The following is a 13,871-nucleotide window of genomic DNA, read 5'->3' as shown; positions in this document are numbered from 1 at the left end:
AGACTCCTTGCGATACAACCTCACTCTCAGCTGCCGAGCCCTATGGCAGGGGGACAGGCTATCTAGGTGGGTCGAACAAGCGGCGAACTATACCACCGCATGAGAGGGACGCCAAAGAGAGAACCCTGCTTCATTCAGCACGAGGACAGATATTTGATACATCCCTGGCACATGCAGGGATATGGCAAATGGCCCGCATTTACGGCCTGCCGCACGCAAGAAATGTGCGCAAATTCAAAGTGCGACGATCAAGCGTGAGGGAATCGTGCATTACCGTTATAATCGCCGCCTTTTTACAGGCTGATCAATTTTCACCATGAGCCAATCCAGCGACCTGATTCAATCCGCACAACGCACCATCCGCCTCGAAATGGAAGCCGTAGAAGGCCTGCTGGGCTTTATCGATGCGGAGTTCGTGCGCGCGTGCGAAATGATTCTGGCCAGTCGTGGCCGCGTCGTCGTGGTCGGCATGGGCAAGTCCGGGCATATCGGCCGCAAGGTCGCCGCAACCCTGGCCAGCACCGGCACCCCGGCTTTTTTCGTGCACCCGGCCGAAGCCAGTCATGGCGACATGGGCATGATCACCCGGGATGACATCATTCTGGCGCTGTCCAACTCGGGCACCACCAACGAAATCGTCACCCTGCTGCCGCTGATCAAACGTCTGGGCATCAAGATGATCAGCCTGACCGGCAACCCCACATCGACCCTGGCCAAGGCCGCCGACATCAGCCTGAACGCCCATGTCGAGCATGAAGCCTGCTCGCTGAACCTGGCACCGACCTCCTCGACTACTGCTTCGCTGGTCATGGGCGATGCCCTGGCGGTAGCCCTGCTCGATGCCCGCGGCTTCACCGCCGAAGATTTCGCTTTCTCCCACCCTGGCGGGGCACTGGGCCGACGCCTGTTGCTCAAGGTGGAGAACGTCATGCACACAGGCGATGACCTGCCCCAGGTGCAGCGCGGCACCCTGCTGCGCGACGCCCTGATAGAAATGACCCGCAAGGGCCTGGGCATGACCGCGATCCTGGAAACCGATGGCCGTCTGGCCGGGATCTTCACGGACGGCGACCTGCGCCGCACCCTGGACCGCCCGATCGATATCCGCCAGACCACCATCGACGAAGTAATGACCTTGCACGGCAAGACCGCCAAGGCCGACATGCTCGCCGCCCAGGCCCTGAAAATCATGGAAGACCACAAGATTGGCGCGCTGATTGTCGTCGACGAAGACGACCGTCCGGTGGGCGCCTTCAACCTGCAGGACCTTCTGCGCGCGGGCGTCATGTAATGGAGAGCGCCGAAATGAACACAGATCTGCTGCAACGCGGTAAACAGATCAAACTCGCCGTGTTCGACGTCGACGGCGTGCTGACCGACGGCCGCCTGTACTTCCTCGAAGACGGCAGCGAATTCAAGACCTTCAACACCCTCGACGGCCAGGGCATCAAGATGCTCATGGCGGCAGGCGTTACCACGGCTATCATCAGCGGACGCAAGACCCCTGTGGTCGAGCGCCGGGCGAAGAATCTGGGCATCCCGCACCTGTATCAGGGCCGCGAAGACAAGCTGGTTGTACTCGATGAATTGCTCGGCCAACTCAACTTGAGTTACGAACAGGTCGCCTATCTGGGTGATGATCTGCCAGACTTACCCGTTATCCGTCGTGTCGGCCTGGGCATGGCCGTCGCCAATGCCGCCAGCTTCGTGCGTCAACACGCCCATGGCGTGACCCGGGCACGCGGTGGCGAAGGCGCTGCGCGCGAGTTCTGCGAGCTGATTCTCAGCGCTCAGGGCAGCCTCGAAGCGGCCAACGCCGCCTACTTATAGAAGCCATTTATGCTAAGCAAAAGATTTCGTACGTTCCTGGTCTTCGGAGTGCTGGCCCTGCTGCTGGCGGCCGCAGGCTACTGGAACATCAACCCGGAAAGCTTTCTGGACAAGACCAAGGCGACCATCGACGACACTGCCATCGACTTCTATGCGACCAACGCCCATACCGTGCAGTACCTGCCCGATGGCGGCGTGCAATATGAACTGACGTCCGACAAGGTCGAGCACCTCAAGGCCACCGACGTGAGCTGGCTGACCAACCCGGACATGTTCATGTATCGCGGCACGGCCTTCCCATGGCACGTGCAGAGCAAACAGGCAGAAGTGTCTTCGGGCGGCGACCAGGTCGAACTGATCGACAATGTGCGCGTTGCGCGCACCGATGAAAGAAACCGCACCACCATCATTACCAGTAGCCGTATGACTGTATTCCCACAGAAGCAATATGCGCAGACCGAGCAAGCCGTTAGAATCGACGGCGCTGGCGGTGTGACTACGGCCAAGGGAATGAAAGCGTACTTGAATGACAGCAAGATAAACTTGCTATCCAACGTAAGAGGGCAGTATGAGGCTCGTTAATACCCTTCCTTTTTTGCTTGGCCTGGGTGCAGCACTGGGAAGCGCGAGCGCCTGGTCCCTGCCGACCGACCGCGATCAGCCAATCCACATCCAGTCTGACGATGCTCAGCTCGATGACAAGCAGGGCGTTGCCACCTACAAGGGCAACGTCATCATCACTCAGGGCACCATGAAGATCACCGGCAACACCGTGACCATCACACGTAACGCCCAGGGTGACGTCGACGTCTTCACTTCGGTCGGTAACCTGGCCTACTACGAGCAGAAGCCCCAAGTGGATAAACCCATCGTCCAGGCCTATGGCGTAACGATCCAGTACTTTGCCGCGCAGAACCGCATCGTGCTGATCGACAAGGCCAAGGTGATCAACGATGGCAACACTTCCGAAGGCGAGAAAATCGTCTACGACACCGTCAAGCAAGTGGTCAACGCCGGTCGTGCCAATGGCGCCAAGGTCACCGCGCCACGTCCGCGCATCGACATGGTTATCCAGCCGAAGAACAAAACCACTCCACCGAACACTCCGCAGAAGGCCCAGTAAATGGCAACGCTGAAAGCCCAGCATTTGGCTAAAAGCTATAAGGCCCGCCAAGTGGTGCGCGATGTGAGCCTGTCCATCGACAGCGGTCAGATCGTCGGCTTGCTCGGCCCTAACGGCGCAGGCAAGACGACCTGCTTCTATATGATCGTAGGCCTGGTCCAGGCGGACCAGGGTCGCGTACTGATCGACGATCTGGATGTCAGCCACCAGCCCATGCACGGCCGTGCCCGCGCCGGTATCGGCTATCTGCCTCAGGAAGCCTCGATCTTTCGCAAGCTGTCGGTTGCAGACAACATCATGGCGATCCTTGAAACCCGCAAGGAACTGGATACCGCTGCCCGCCGCAAAGAGCTGGAAAGCCTGTTGCAGGAATTCCACATCAGCCACATCCGCGACAACCTGGGCATGAGCCTGTCCGGTGGCGAACGTCGCCGGGTCGAGATTGCCCGCGCGCTGGCAACCTCACCGAAGTTCATCCTGCTCGACGAACCCTTCGCCGGTGTAGACCCGATTTCGGTCGGCGACATCAAGCAAATCATTTATCACCTCAAGGCCAAGGGCATCGGCGTCCTGATCACCGACCACAACGTCCGTGAAACTCTGGACATCTGTGAAACCGCCTACATCGTCAACGACGGGCAACTGATCGCCGAAGGCGACTCGGCAACCATTCTGGCCAACCAGTTGGTGAAAGAAGTCTACCTCGGACACGAATTTCGCCTCTGATGGCTGCGATGCTTCACTGCCCTGCAACGGGCAATGCCTGAGGGCCGGGGATGATGCAATTTTAATTGCATCACACTCTAGGCAAACACTTCGGTTTCAGGCATATAATTTGCTTATGTTGGCGCCCCGGCGCCCTGTAGTGGATGGCGCGTGTGCGCCGGCGAATAAGGTGTTTAGCCCCTGCCATGAAACCATCGCTAGTCTTGAGAATGGGCCAGCAGCTGACGATGACGCCGCAGCTGCAACAGGCCATCCGCTTACTTCAGTTGTCGACTCTGGACCTTCAACAGGAAATCCAGGAAGCGCTGGAGTCCAATCCCATGCTGGAACGCCAGGAAGAAGGCGACGACTTCGACAACGCCGACCCACTGGCCGACAACGTCGAAGCGAAAACCAGCACCGAGATCCAGGAGCCAACCTACCAGCAGGAATCCGCGCCAACCGTGGACAACCTGGAAGACGGTGAATGGGGCGAACGCATCCCCAACGAATTGCCGGTGGATACCGCTTGGGAAGACGTCTACCAGACCAGCGCCAGCAGCCTGCCCAGCAATGACGACGACGAATGGGACTTCACCACCCGTACCTCGGCCGGGGAAAGCCTGCAAAGCCACCTGCTTTGGCAACTGAACCTGGCGCCAATGTCCGACACCGATCGCCTGATCGCCGTCACTCTCATCGACTGCATCAACAACCAGGGCTACCTGGACGAGACGCTCGAAGAAATCCTCGACGCCTTCGATCCCGAGCTGGACATCGAACTGGATGAAATAGAAGCGGTTCTGCACCGTATCCAGCAATTCGAGCCAGCCGGCATCGGCGCGCGTAACCTCAGCGAATGCCTGCTGCTGCAACTGCGCCAGCTGCCCGCCAAGACCCGCTGGCTGGCCGAGGCTCAGCGCCTGGTCACCGACTACATCGACCTGCTGGGCAGCCGCGACTACACCCAACTGATGCGCCGCATGAAGCTCAAGGAAGAAGAACTGCGCCAGGTCATCGAGCTGGTACAGAGCCTCAATCCGCGCCCGGGCTCACAGATCGAGTCCAGCGAAGCTGAATACGTGGTCCCCGACGTGATCGTGCGCAAGGACAACGAGCGCTGGCTGGTCGAACTCAATCAGGAGTCGGTGCCGCGCCTGCGCGTCAATCCGCAGTACGCCGGTTTCGTCCGTCGCGCCGATACCAGTGCCGACAACACCTTCATGCGCAATCAGTTGCAGGAAGCCCGCTGGTTCATCAAGAGCCTGCAGAGCCGCAACGAAACCCTGATGAAGGTCGCCACCCAGATCGTCGAGCATCAGCGCGGCTTCCTCGAGTACGGCGACGAGGCGATGAAGCCTCTGGTCCTGCACGATATCGCCGAAGCGGTCGGCATGCATGAATCGACCATTTCCCGCGTCACCACGCAGAAATTCATGCATACCCCCCGCGGCATCTACGAACTGAAGTATTTCTTCTCAAGCCACGTAAGTACCTCCGAAGGCGGAGAATGCTCGTCCACGGCCATCCGCGCGATCATCAAAAAACTGGTTGCTGCGGAAAATCAGAAAAAGCCGTTGAGTGACAGCAAGATCGCTGGTTTACTGGAGGCACAAGGCATTCAAGTAGCCCGTCGCACAGTAGCCAAATACCGCGAATCACTTGGGATAGCACCGTCCAGTGAGCGCAAGCGCCTGATGTGACGATGGCAAGCTGGCAGCGTTCCAGTGGCAGGCATAAGCCTGCCTCTCTATGCACTGGCAATAAGGAGAAAGCGGTATGCAAGTCAACATCAGTGGACATCAACTGGATGTGACCGACGCCCTACGCGACTACATCACCGAGAAACTCGGACGACTGGAGCGCCACTTCGACAAAATCACCAATGTGCAGGTGATCATGGAGGTCGAGAAGTTGAAACAGAAAATCGAAGCCACCCTGCACATCCCCGGCGGAGAGGTGGTCGCCAACGCGGAACATGCCGACATGTACGCAGCGATCGACCTCCTGACCGACAAGCTCGACAGACAATTGCTCAAGCATAAGGAAAAACAGCAACGCAGCCTGCAAGGTGCAGCGGCGCGCTGATACCCCACCTACATGATCCGACTTGAAAATATCCTGACCCCCGGCCGTTCATTCGTGAACGTGCCGGGTGGCAGTAAAAAAAGCGTACTCGAAAAAATCGCCGAACTGATTACCCATGACATTGCTGCCCTGGATAATCGCACGGTGTTTGAGAGCCTTGTTGCCCGCGAAAAACTGGGTTCGACCGGTTTTGGCAACGGCATCGCCATCCCCCATTGCCGGATGAAGGGCTGCATTGACCCGGTCAGCGCGGTATTTCACCTGGAAAAGCCCATCGACTTCGACGCCATCGACGGCGCACCTGTCGATCTGCTGTTCGTCCTGCTGGTCCCCGAAGCGGCCACCGACGCCCACCTCGAGTTGTTGCGCCAGATCGCCGGCATGCTGGATAACGCAGAAACCCGCAAAGAACTGCGTAGCGCCAAAAGCAGTGATGACCTCTATGAAGTGGTCAAAAAAGTGCAGGGCAAAGGTAACTGATCATGCGCATGATCATCGTCAGCGGCCGCTCCGGCTCAGGCAAGAGCACGGCCCTCGATGTTCTGGAGGATAGCGGCTTCTATTGCGTCGACAACCTCCCCGCCGGCCTGCTGCCGGAGCTGGCTGAACGCGCCTTGATTAATACCGAGCTGGCCGAGCCGATGCTCGCCGTGTCCATCGATGCGCGCAACCTGCCCAGCCACCTGACCCGCTTCCCGCAAATGCTCGAAGAAGTTCGCTCGCGCAATATCCGCTGCGACGTTATCTATCTTGATGCGGACGAAGCCACCCTGTTCAAGCGCTTCTCGGAAACCCGTCGTCGCCACCCACTGAGCAATGCCAATCGCTCCCTGGCTGAAGCGATACGTGACGAGAGCAAATTGTTGAGCCCGATCATCGATCTGGCCGACCTGTCCATCGACACGACCCACCTGAATCTCTACCAGCTGCGCGACACCCTGAAACTGCGGCTGCTGGACAAACCGGAGCCTGGCACTGCGTTCCTGATCGAATCCTTTGGCTTCAAGCGCGGCATGCCCGTGGAAGCCGATGTGGTGTTCGACGTACGCTGCCTGCCCAACCCTTACTGGAAACCCGAACTGCGCGAGCAGTCGGGGCTTGATCAACCCGTTGCCGACTACCTCGCGGCCCAACCTGATGTCGAAGAGATGTTTCAGGACATCTTTGCCTACCTCAACAAGTGGCTGCCGCGCTTTGCCGCCAGCAATCGATCCTACGTCACCATTGCGATTGGCTGTACCGGTGGGCATCACCGCTCGGTCTATCTGACGGAACGCCTGGGCCGAGTGCTGCAACAATCCCTCAAGAACGTTCAGGTCCGCCACCGCGACCTCAGCTGAAAGGACTTTCACTGCGATGCCCGCTCGTCAAATCACCATCATCAACAAGCTCGGCCTGCACGCACGCGCAGCGGCTAAATTCGTCGGCGTGGCGGGCAAGTTCCCCTGTCAGATCAGGGTCGGCCGTACCCCGGAAAGCATGGTCGACGGCAAGAGCATCATGGCAGTCATGATGCTGGCAGCAGGCAAAGGCACCGACATCCACCTGCACACCGAAGGCGATGACGAACAGGCGGCACTGGATGGGTTGGTCGAGTTGATCAATAACTACTTTGATGAAGGCGAGTAAACCGCCGACGCCTCAGCCCCTGTGGGACCGGCTTTAGCCGGGAAGGGGCTCGTACATCCGATACATGTGCATTGTCCGTAATGCAGTCTTCCCGGCTAAAGCCGGTCCCACAGGTTAAAAAGCCAGCCAGCCCAGCGCCCGGCCAATCAACAGTAAGACACCGAGCAAAAACACAATCAATCCTGCCGCCCGGCGAAATCTTCGCCCCCTGCCGACCTTATGAATATCCAGACGCATAAACTGCCTTAATTCTTGTTATATGAGACTCAGGCCACGGCGGCCAGATAACGCCTGGACACTTCGCCCCAGTTGATCACGTTATAGAAAGCGTTGATGTATTCAGGACGACGGTTCTGATACAGCAGGTAGTAGGCGTGCTCCCAGACATCCAGGCCGAGGATCGGCGTATTGCCATTCATCAGCGGGCTGTCCTGGTTGCCACTGCTTTCAACGATCAGTTTCTTCTGCGGGGTCACGCTCAGCCAGGCCCAGCCGCTGCCAAAACGGGTCAGCGCAGCCTTGGTGAAGGCGTCCTTGAACGCATCGAAGCCACCCAACTGCTCATCAATGGCCTTGGCCACCTCGCCCTGTGGCAAGCCACCAGCGGCAGGCGCCATTACCGCCCAGAACAGCGAGTGGTTGGCATGCCCGCCGCCCTGATTGATCACGGCCGGGCGCAGTTTTTCTGGAAGCTGCTGCACCGCTGCCATCAGCTTCTCGATCGGCCATTCAGCCCATTCGGTGCCTTCGACGGCAGCGTTGAGGTTGTTGATATAGGTCTGGTGATGCTTGCTGTAGTGGATTTCCATAGTCTGCGCGTCGATGTGCGGCTCCAGCGCGTCGTAGGCGTAAGGCAAGGCAGGCAAGGTATAAGGCATATCAATGAACTCCGTAATTGTGGCCGGGGTAGGTGGAATCGGGGATGGCCGCAGCATTGCGCTGCAGTGACATGCGCGATTGCTCGCCGCCACTGATGAGCAGTCGGTGAGTGCGTGGGTACTCGCCGTATTCGCTGATGAAACCGAGCAGCTCGATGTAGGTTTTGCTGCTGTGACGCAGCGCCGCCTGGCGCAAGGCCGGGGACAGGCGCTGCTCCTGCATGACCTGGAGCAAATGCTGATGAACCGCGCAGAGGTACTCCGCGCTCTCCTCCGGCTGCCCCAGAGCCAGGTGCAGATCCGCCAGGTTGTGGTGCGAGATGACGAAGGCGGCAACCGCCTCATCCACGTTCGCCCAACGCTCGAACAACACCTGGGCCAGCGCCAGCGCCTGCAGGTACAGCTCACGGGCATCAACCAGATCGCCGCGATTGAAACAGCGATTGGCCTCTTCAATGGTGCGTTTCCAATGCTGCATGACATACCTCCTGAGACGCTGACGGGTGTCGGTCAAAGACCGGCGGCTATGAGTTCATGGGGTGTGATCGAAGGCTGCAGGACGCAGGCGGCCAATTCGTGGACGCAGGCTTGATAGCGTTCGCGACGGGCCGGGGTTTGCGCCAGAGCGTGCAGGTCACGCAGGGGGCGCCAGGCCTGATCCAGACACAGGCAGCGCCAATGCCAGGGCAATACCGTGTCGCGCGCGGTATCGAGCAAAAGACGCAAGGTGGTTTCGGCGATCAGTGGCTGAGGCGTGGCGGTGAAGCGCGCCAGATAGCGCCCTTCGGCAAGGTAATGTTCGATTGAGCGGGGTTCGTCAGCATCGAGGGCGCAGCGCACCCGCACACCCAGGAAACGCCAGTGGTCCAAATGCGCAGATTCGTGCAGAACAAGGCCCATGACTCAATCTCATTATTGAAATGATATTCATTATTAAATGAGATTGATAATCACTACAAGGACAAAGATGAATTGAACTGCGATTTTTGTGGGACCGGCTTTAGCCGGGAAAGCGGCTGATCTGAGCAAAGAGATGCAGCGGTTGGACCGGCCCTTTCCCGGCTAAAGCCGGTCCCACAGGTATCACTTCAATTCGGGGCGGTTCAGCTCCCCGCTACGGTCATGCGCTCGATCAGCACCGAACCCGTACGGATATTGCTGCGCAGCTCCAGATCGCTGCCCACGGCGACGATCTGTTTGAACATGTCGCGCATATTCCCGGCAATGGTCACTTCCTGCACCGGGAACTGGATTTCACCGTTCTCGACCCAGAAACCTGCCGCACCACGGGAGTAATCCCCGGTGACCATATTCAGGCCGCTGCCCATCAGCTCAGTGACGAACAGACCGCGGCCCATGCGGCGGATCAGGGCCGCCTGGTCTTCCGCGCCATGGGTAACGTACAGGTTGTGCACGCCGCCGGCATTGGCGGTGCTCGGCAGGCCCAGCTTGCGCCCGGAGTAAGTGCTGAGGATATAGGACACCAGATCGCCATTTTCGACGAACGGCTTGGCATAGGTGGCCAGGCCGTCGCTGTCGAACGCCGAGCTGCCCATGGCACGCATCAGGTGCGGGCGCTCGTCGATGGTCAGCCACTCGGGGAACAGGCGCTGGCCAATGGTGCCTTCCAGGAACGACGACTTGCGATACAGGTTGCCACCGGAAATTGCCCCGAGGAAGCTGCCGAACAGACCACCCGCCAGTTCGGCGGAGAACAGCACCGGCACTTCGCAAGTCGGCACCGGCCGCGCACCCAGGCGGCTGGCGGCGCGTTCAGCGGCCTTGCGGCCGATGCTCAGCGGATCGGCGAGCAGTTCACCCTGGCGGCTGACGTCATACCAGTAATCGCGCTGCATCTGGCCGTCACCTTCGGCGATCATCACGCAGCTCAGACTGTGGCGAGTCGAAGCATAACCACCGACAAAGCCATTGCTGTTGCCATAAACGCGGCAGCCCTGGTGGGTATTGAGGGTGGTGCCGTCGGCGTTCTTGATCCGGCTGTCGGCATCGAACGCCGCCGCTTCACAGATCAGCGCCTTCTCGATGGCCTGCTCGGGGCTGATGTCCCAAGCGTGGTACAGATCGAAGTCCGGCAGGTCCTTGGCCATCAGAGCGGCGTCGGCCAGGCCCGAGCTTTCGTCCTCGGACGTGTGCTTGGCGATGGCCAAAGCAGCGGCAACCGTCTCGCGAATGGCGTCGGCGCCACTGGCCGAGGTGCTGGCCGAGCCTTTGCGCTGGCCCACATACAAGGTAATACCGAAACCCTGGTCACGATTGAACTCGACCGTCTCGACCTCGCGCTGACGCACCGAAGTCGACAGCCCCTGCTCCAGCGACACCGCTACCTCACAGGCGCTGGCGCCCTGGCGACGGGCTTCGGCGATGATTTGCTCGACCTGCTCCTGCAGTTCGGGCAGGGCCTGCGGGCCGACGCTTTGGGATGCACTCATGACTTTCTCCATCAAATTCTGCTTTCGGCACAGACCGAATACCGAGCGGGCCGGACAAGCGGCCCTCGACTGGTTATCATGGCGGCGTTTATTTTCGGACGGCCCCCATGGTTGATTCTTACGACGACTCCCTCGACGGGGAGAAAAGCAAAACCCAGATCAAGCGTGAACTTCACGCTCTCGTTGATCTGGGCGAGCGCCTGACCACACTCAAGGCCGATGTACTGGCCAAGCTGCCGCTGACCGATGCGCTGCGCAAGGCCCTGGCCGACGCGCCCAAGCACACGGCGCATATCGCGCGCAAACGGCACATCCAGTTCATCGGCAAACTCATGCGCGACCAGGACCTGGACGCCATTCTGGTGTTGCTCGACCAACTCGATGCCTCCACTCGCCAATACAACGAACGCTTCCACAATCTGGAACGCTGGCGTGATCGCCTGATCACTGGCGCCGACGACGTGCTGGAGAAGTTCGTTGCCGAATATCCCGAAGCTGATCGCCAGCAACTGCGCTCCCTGATCCGTCAGGCCCAGCACGAACTGGCACAGAACAAGCCGCCAGCTTCGACCCGCAAAATCTTCAAATACATCCGTGAGCTGGACGAGACACAACGCGGATTGCGTTGAGTCCTGCCTCACTTCCCACCGACAGTGGGATTTTGACTCTGTGGGACCGGCTTTAGCCGGGAAGACTGCATTACATTCGACACATATGTAGCGAATGTACGAGCCGCTTCCCGGCTAAAGCCGGTCCCACACACAAGCCAGTGCTCACAGGTTCTGCCAATTAACCGCCAGTACCACCGACCGTGATCGCATCGATCTTCAACGTCGGCTGCCCCACGCCCACCGGCACCGACTGCCCGTCCTTGCCACACGTCCCCACGCCGCTGTCCAGCGACAGATCGTTACCGACCATCGACACCTTGCTCATCGCCTCCGGGCCGTTGCCGATCAGGGTCGCGCCCTTGACCGGTGCGGTGATCTTGCCGTCTTCGATCAGGTAGGCCTCGCTGGTGGAGAAGACAAACTTGCCGCTGGTGATATCCACCTGGCCACCGCCCAGGTTGGCGCAGTAGATGCCGCGCTTGACCGACGCGATGATCTCGGCCGGATCGCTCTGGCCGCCAAGCATGTAGGTGTTGGTCATGCGCGGCATCGGCAGGTGCGCATAGGACTCGCGACGACCGTTGCCGGTGCGGGCTACGCCCATCAGGCGGGCATTGAGCTTGTCCTGCATGTAACCCTTGAGCACACCGTTCTCGATCAGCGTGGTGCATTCGGTCGGAGTGCCTTCGTCATCGACGCTCAGGGAGCCGCGGCGCCCGGCCAGAGTGCCATCGTCGACGATGGTGCACAGCTTGGAAGCCACCATCTCGCCGACCCGGCCGCTGTAAGCGGAACTGCCCTTGCGGTTGAAGTCACCTTCCAGACCGTGGCCGACGGCTTCGTGCAACAGCACGCCGGACCAGCCCGAGCCCAGCACCACAGGCAGCGTACCCGCTGGCGCCGGAATCGCTTCGAGATTGACCAGCGCCTGACGCAGCGCTTCGCGGGCATAGCCCATGGCGCGGTCGTCAGTGAGGAAATAGCGATAGTCGGTACGCCCGCCGCCGCCGTGACCACCGCGCTCGCGGCGGCCGTTCTGTTCGACGATGACGCTGACGTTGAACCGTACCAGCGGACGTACGTCGGCCGCCAGGCTGCCGTCGGTGGAAGCCACCAGAATCCGCTCCCAGACCCCGGCCATGCTTACCGACACCTGCTGAATGCGCGGGTCCAGGGCACGGGTGGCGACGTCGATGCGCTTGAGCAGCTCGACCTTTTCCGCGCGGGTCATGACTTCCAGGGGATTATCCGGAGCATAGAGCTGGGCCACGTCCTGGCTGGTAAAGGCCTGGACGGTGCCGTGTTGCCCGGCGCGGGAGATCGAACGAGCCGCCTTGGCCGCCGAACTCAAGGCTTCCAGGGTGATGGCGTTGCTATAGGCAAAACCGGTTTTCTCGCCCGATTGCGCACGCACGCCGACACCCTGGTCGAGGTTGAAGCTGCCTTCCTTGACGATGCCGTCTTCCAGGGACCAGGACTCGGAAATCTGCCCCTGGAAATACAGGTCGGCAGCGTCGATACCCGGGCCGGCCAGTTCGCCCAGCACCGATTGCAGGCTGTCCAGGTTCAGGCCACCGGGCGCCAGAAGGTGTTCACTGACTGAGGAGACGTCGCTCATATTCACTCCGAAGCAGGCCGCACTGCGTCCTGCACAAAAAATCGCCGGTGACTGGACACCGGCATCCGCGCCCGGATGGACGCCTGTTCTTCACTGTCGCGCTGGGCCAGCAAGACCGCCTCGCCCTGTGCCTGCTCGGCCAGTACCCGACCCCAGGGGTCGATAATGGCGGCATGGCCCCAGGTCTCGCGCGGGCCTGGATGAACCCCGCCCTGGGCGGCCGCCAGCAGGTAACACTGGGTTTCAATGGCGCGCGCCCGGATCAGAATGTCCCAGTGCGCCGCGCCGGTCACAGCCGTGAAGGCCGACGGCGCGGTAATCAATTCGGCACCTGCTGCTCGCAGGGCTGTGTATAACTCGGGGAAGCGCAGGTCGTAGCAGACGCTCAAGCCCAGGCGTCCCACCGGCGTATCCACCGCGACGACATTATTGCCGTGAGCATAGTCATCGGACTCGCGATAACGCCCGCGGCTATCGGCCACATCCACGTCGAACAGGTGCAACTTGTCGTAACGCGCCACCTGCTCGCCGTGTTCATCGATCAACAGCGAACAGGCCGTGACCTTGCCATCGGGCCGATCACTCGGCGGCAGCGGCAAAGTACCGGCAACTATCCATAACTTGAGGTCGCGGGCGGTGCTTTTCAACCATGGCAGGATCGGCCCCTGCCCCAAGGCCTCGGCGCGGCCGATATCAGCGACGTCGCGACGGCCCATGGCGGCGAAGTTTTCCGGCAACACTGCAAGCCTGGCGCCGGACGCAGCCGCCTGTTCGAGCAGACGCCGAGCCTGGGCCAGGTTGCCCAGGACATCGCTCTGGCTGACCATCTGGATAACGGCAAAAGACATGGGGGCACTCCTTGTCGGTGATGACAGGCACTTTACTCCTTGCGGTATTCCCTGTGGGAGCGAGGCTTGCCCGCGAAGAGGCCATTACATC

General features: G+C 60.2%; 17 protein-coding genes. 11 read left to right on the top strand and 6 right to left on the bottom strand.

All coding sequences use genetic code 11. The annotated features are described in order from the left end of the window. Window positions 1–316: 316 nt before the first annotated feature. The 10 genes from AC1Z24_RS04895 (at window position 317) to AC1Z24_RS04850 (ending at window position 7,375) form a co-directional block, all read left to right on the top strand. The gene (locus AC1Z24_RS04895) at window positions 317–1,291 is read left to right on the top strand and encodes a KpsF/GutQ family sugar-phosphate isomerase (RefSeq protein WP_483744763.1); all 975 of its coding nucleotides are present in this window, start codon (window positions 317–319) and stop codon (window positions 1,289–1,291) included. 14 nt (window positions 1,292–1,305) lie between these two features. Further along, window positions 1,306–1,830, top strand: a complete 525-nt coding sequence (locus AC1Z24_RS04890) for a KdsC family phosphatase (protein ID WP_483744762.1) — start codon at window positions 1,306–1,308, stop codon at window positions 1,828–1,830. Between the two features lie 9 nt (window positions 1,831–1,839). Then, window positions 1,840–2,412, top strand: a complete 573-nt coding sequence (gene lptC / locus AC1Z24_RS04885; protein WP_483744761.1) for an LPS export ABC transporter periplasmic protein LptC — start codon at window positions 1,840–1,842, stop codon at window positions 2,410–2,412. Beyond that, on the top strand, window positions 2,399–2,953 hold the full coding sequence (gene lptA / locus AC1Z24_RS04880; RefSeq protein ID WP_483744760.1) for a lipopolysaccharide transport periplasmic protein LptA: 555 nt from the start codon (window positions 2,399–2,401) through the stop codon (window positions 2,951–2,953). Before lptC ends, lptA begins: the two co-directional genes overlap by 14 nt. Then, complete coding sequence (gene lptB, locus AC1Z24_RS04875) at window positions 2,954–3,679, top strand: LPS export ABC transporter ATP-binding protein (protein WP_483744759.1); 726 nt, start codon at window positions 2,954–2,956, stop codon at window positions 3,677–3,679. A gap of 185 nt (window positions 3,680–3,864) precedes the next feature. Beyond that, a complete protein-coding gene (locus AC1Z24_RS04870) occupies window positions 3,865–5,361 on the top strand; it encodes an RNA polymerase factor sigma-54 (RefSeq protein ID WP_483744758.1) in 1,497 nt (498 codons plus the stop codon). Window positions 5,362–5,437: 76 nt separating this feature from the next. Next, on the top strand, window positions 5,438–5,746 hold the full coding sequence (hpf, locus tag AC1Z24_RS04865) for a ribosome hibernation-promoting factor, HPF/YfiA family (protein ID WP_259098298.1): 309 nt from the start codon (window positions 5,438–5,440) through the stop codon (window positions 5,744–5,746). Between the two features lie 12 nt (window positions 5,747–5,758). Then, on the top strand, window positions 5,759–6,226 hold the full coding sequence (ptsN, locus tag AC1Z24_RS04860) for a PTS IIA-like nitrogen regulatory protein PtsN (protein WP_483744757.1): 468 nt from the start codon (window positions 5,759–5,761) through the stop codon (window positions 6,224–6,226). 2 nt (window positions 6,227–6,228) lie between these two features. Next, complete coding sequence (rapZ, locus tag AC1Z24_RS04855; RefSeq protein ID WP_483744756.1) at window positions 6,229–7,086, top strand: RNase adapter RapZ; 858 nt, start codon at window positions 6,229–6,231, stop codon at window positions 7,084–7,086. A 16-nt stretch (window positions 7,087–7,102) separates the two neighbouring features. Then, window positions 7,103–7,375, top strand: a complete 273-nt coding sequence (locus tag AC1Z24_RS04850; RefSeq protein WP_259098293.1) for an HPr family phosphocarrier protein — start codon at window positions 7,103–7,105, stop codon at window positions 7,373–7,375. Window positions 7,376–7,641: 266 nt separating this feature from the next. On the opposite strand, the gene AC1Z24_RS04845 is transcribed toward AC1Z24_RS04850, so the two are convergent. From AC1Z24_RS04845 to pmbA, 4 genes are all read right to left on the bottom strand, one after another. Continuing rightward, on the bottom strand, window positions 7,642–8,253 hold the full coding sequence (locus AC1Z24_RS04845; protein ID WP_483744755.1) for a superoxide dismutase: 612 nt from the start codon (window positions 8,251–8,253) through the stop codon (window positions 7,642–7,644). A gap of 1 nt (window position 8,254) precedes the next feature. After that, entirely contained in the window at window positions 8,255–8,731 is a 477-nt protein-coding gene (locus AC1Z24_RS04840) for a hypothetical protein (RefSeq protein ID WP_483744754.1), read from the bottom strand. A gap of 32 nt (window positions 8,732–8,763) precedes the next feature. Further along, on the bottom strand, window positions 8,764–9,153 hold the full coding sequence (locus AC1Z24_RS04835) for a FagA protein (RefSeq protein ID WP_483744753.1): 390 nt from the start codon (window positions 9,151–9,153) through the stop codon (window positions 8,764–8,766). A 203-nt stretch (window positions 9,154–9,356) separates the two neighbouring features. Continuing rightward, window positions 9,357–10,703: a metalloprotease PmbA gene (gene pmbA / locus AC1Z24_RS04830; RefSeq protein WP_483744752.1), complete on the bottom strand. Its 1,347-nt coding sequence runs from the start codon at window positions 10,701–10,703 to the stop codon at window positions 9,357–9,359. Between the two features lie 107 nt (window positions 10,704–10,810). Here pmbA and yjgA point away from each other — a divergent pair, with 107 nt between their 5' ends. Next, complete coding sequence (gene yjgA / locus AC1Z24_RS04825; protein ID WP_259098286.1) at window positions 10,811–11,332, top strand: ribosome biogenesis factor YjgA; 522 nt, start codon at window positions 10,811–10,813, stop codon at window positions 11,330–11,332. 160 nt (window positions 11,333–11,492) lie between these two features. Here the strand turns inward: yjgA and tldD are convergent, their stop codons facing one another. Both tldD and AC1Z24_RS04815 read right to left on the bottom strand, forming a co-directional pair. After that, window positions 11,493–12,932: a metalloprotease TldD gene (tldD, locus tag AC1Z24_RS04820; protein ID WP_483744751.1), complete on the bottom strand. Its 1,440-nt coding sequence runs from the start codon at window positions 12,930–12,932 to the stop codon at window positions 11,493–11,495. Window positions 12,933–12,934: 2 nt separating this feature from the next. Continuing rightward, window positions 12,935–13,780 (bottom strand): carbon-nitrogen hydrolase family protein, encoded by an 846-nt coding sequence (locus AC1Z24_RS04815; protein WP_483744750.1) that lies wholly within the window; start codon window positions 13,778–13,780, stop codon window positions 12,935–12,937. Between the last annotated feature and the right edge of the window lie 91 nt (window positions 13,781–13,871).

Source organism: Pseudomonas sp. JL23, assembly GCF_056933585.1.
The sequence above is the reverse complement of the archived record's forward strand: the minus strand, read 5'-3'. Positions and strand labels throughout refer to the sequence as shown.

Bases quoted from the DNA above. Each gene is read 5' to 3' on its own strand.
- rapZ (WP_483744756.1), top strand. From the start codon at position 6,229: ATGCGCATGATCATCGTCAGCGGCCGCTCCGGCTCAGGCAAGAGCACG.
- lptB (WP_483744759.1), top strand. From the start codon at position 2,954: ATGGCAACGCTGAAAGCCCAGCATTTGGCTAAAAGCTATAAGGCCCGC.
- hpf (WP_259098298.1), top strand. From the start codon at position 5,438: ATGCAAGTCAACATCAGTGGACATCAACTGGATGTGACCGACGCCCTA.
- lptA (WP_483744760.1), top strand. From the start codon at position 2,399: ATGAGGCTCGTTAATACCCTTCCTTTTTTGCTTGGCCTGGGTGCAGCA.
- lptC (WP_483744761.1), top strand. From the start codon at position 1,840: ATGCTAAGCAAAAGATTTCGTACGTTCCTGGTCTTCGGAGTGCTGGCC.
- tldD (WP_483744751.1), bottom strand. From the start codon at position 12,932: ATGAGCGACGTCTCCTCAGTCAGTGAACACCTTCTGGCGCCCGGTGGC.
- AC1Z24_RS04840 (WP_483744754.1), bottom strand. From the start codon at position 8,731: ATGCAGCATTGGAAACGCACCATTGAAGAGGCCAATCGCTGTTTCAAT.
- pmbA (WP_483744752.1), bottom strand. From the start codon at position 10,703: ATGAGTGCATCCCAAAGCGTCGGCCCGCAGGCCCTGCCCGAACTGCAG.
- AC1Z24_RS04845 (WP_483744755.1), bottom strand. From the start codon at position 8,253: ATGCCTTATACCTTGCCTGCCTTGCCTTACGCCTACGACGCGCTGGAG.
- AC1Z24_RS04815 (WP_483744750.1), bottom strand. From the start codon at position 13,780: ATGTCTTTTGCCGTTATCCAGATGGTCAGCCAGAGCGATGTCCTGGGC.
- yjgA (WP_259098286.1), top strand. From the start codon at position 10,811: ATGGTTGATTCTTACGACGACTCCCTCGACGGGGAGAAAAGCAAAACC.
- AC1Z24_RS04870 (WP_483744758.1), top strand. From the start codon at position 3,865: ATGAAACCATCGCTAGTCTTGAGAATGGGCCAGCAGCTGACGATGACG.
- ptsN (WP_483744757.1), top strand. From the start codon at position 5,759: ATGATCCGACTTGAAAATATCCTGACCCCCGGCCGTTCATTCGTGAAC.
- AC1Z24_RS04890 (WP_483744762.1), top strand. From the start codon at position 1,306: ATGAACACAGATCTGCTGCAACGCGGTAAACAGATCAAACTCGCCGTG.
- AC1Z24_RS04850 (WP_259098293.1), top strand. From the start codon at position 7,103: ATGCCCGCTCGTCAAATCACCATCATCAACAAGCTCGGCCTGCACGCA.
- AC1Z24_RS04895 (WP_483744763.1), top strand. From the start codon at position 317: ATGAGCCAATCCAGCGACCTGATTCAATCCGCACAACGCACCATCCGC.
- AC1Z24_RS04835 (WP_483744753.1), bottom strand. From the start codon at position 9,153: ATGGGCCTTGTTCTGCACGAATCTGCGCATTTGGACCACTGGCGTTTC.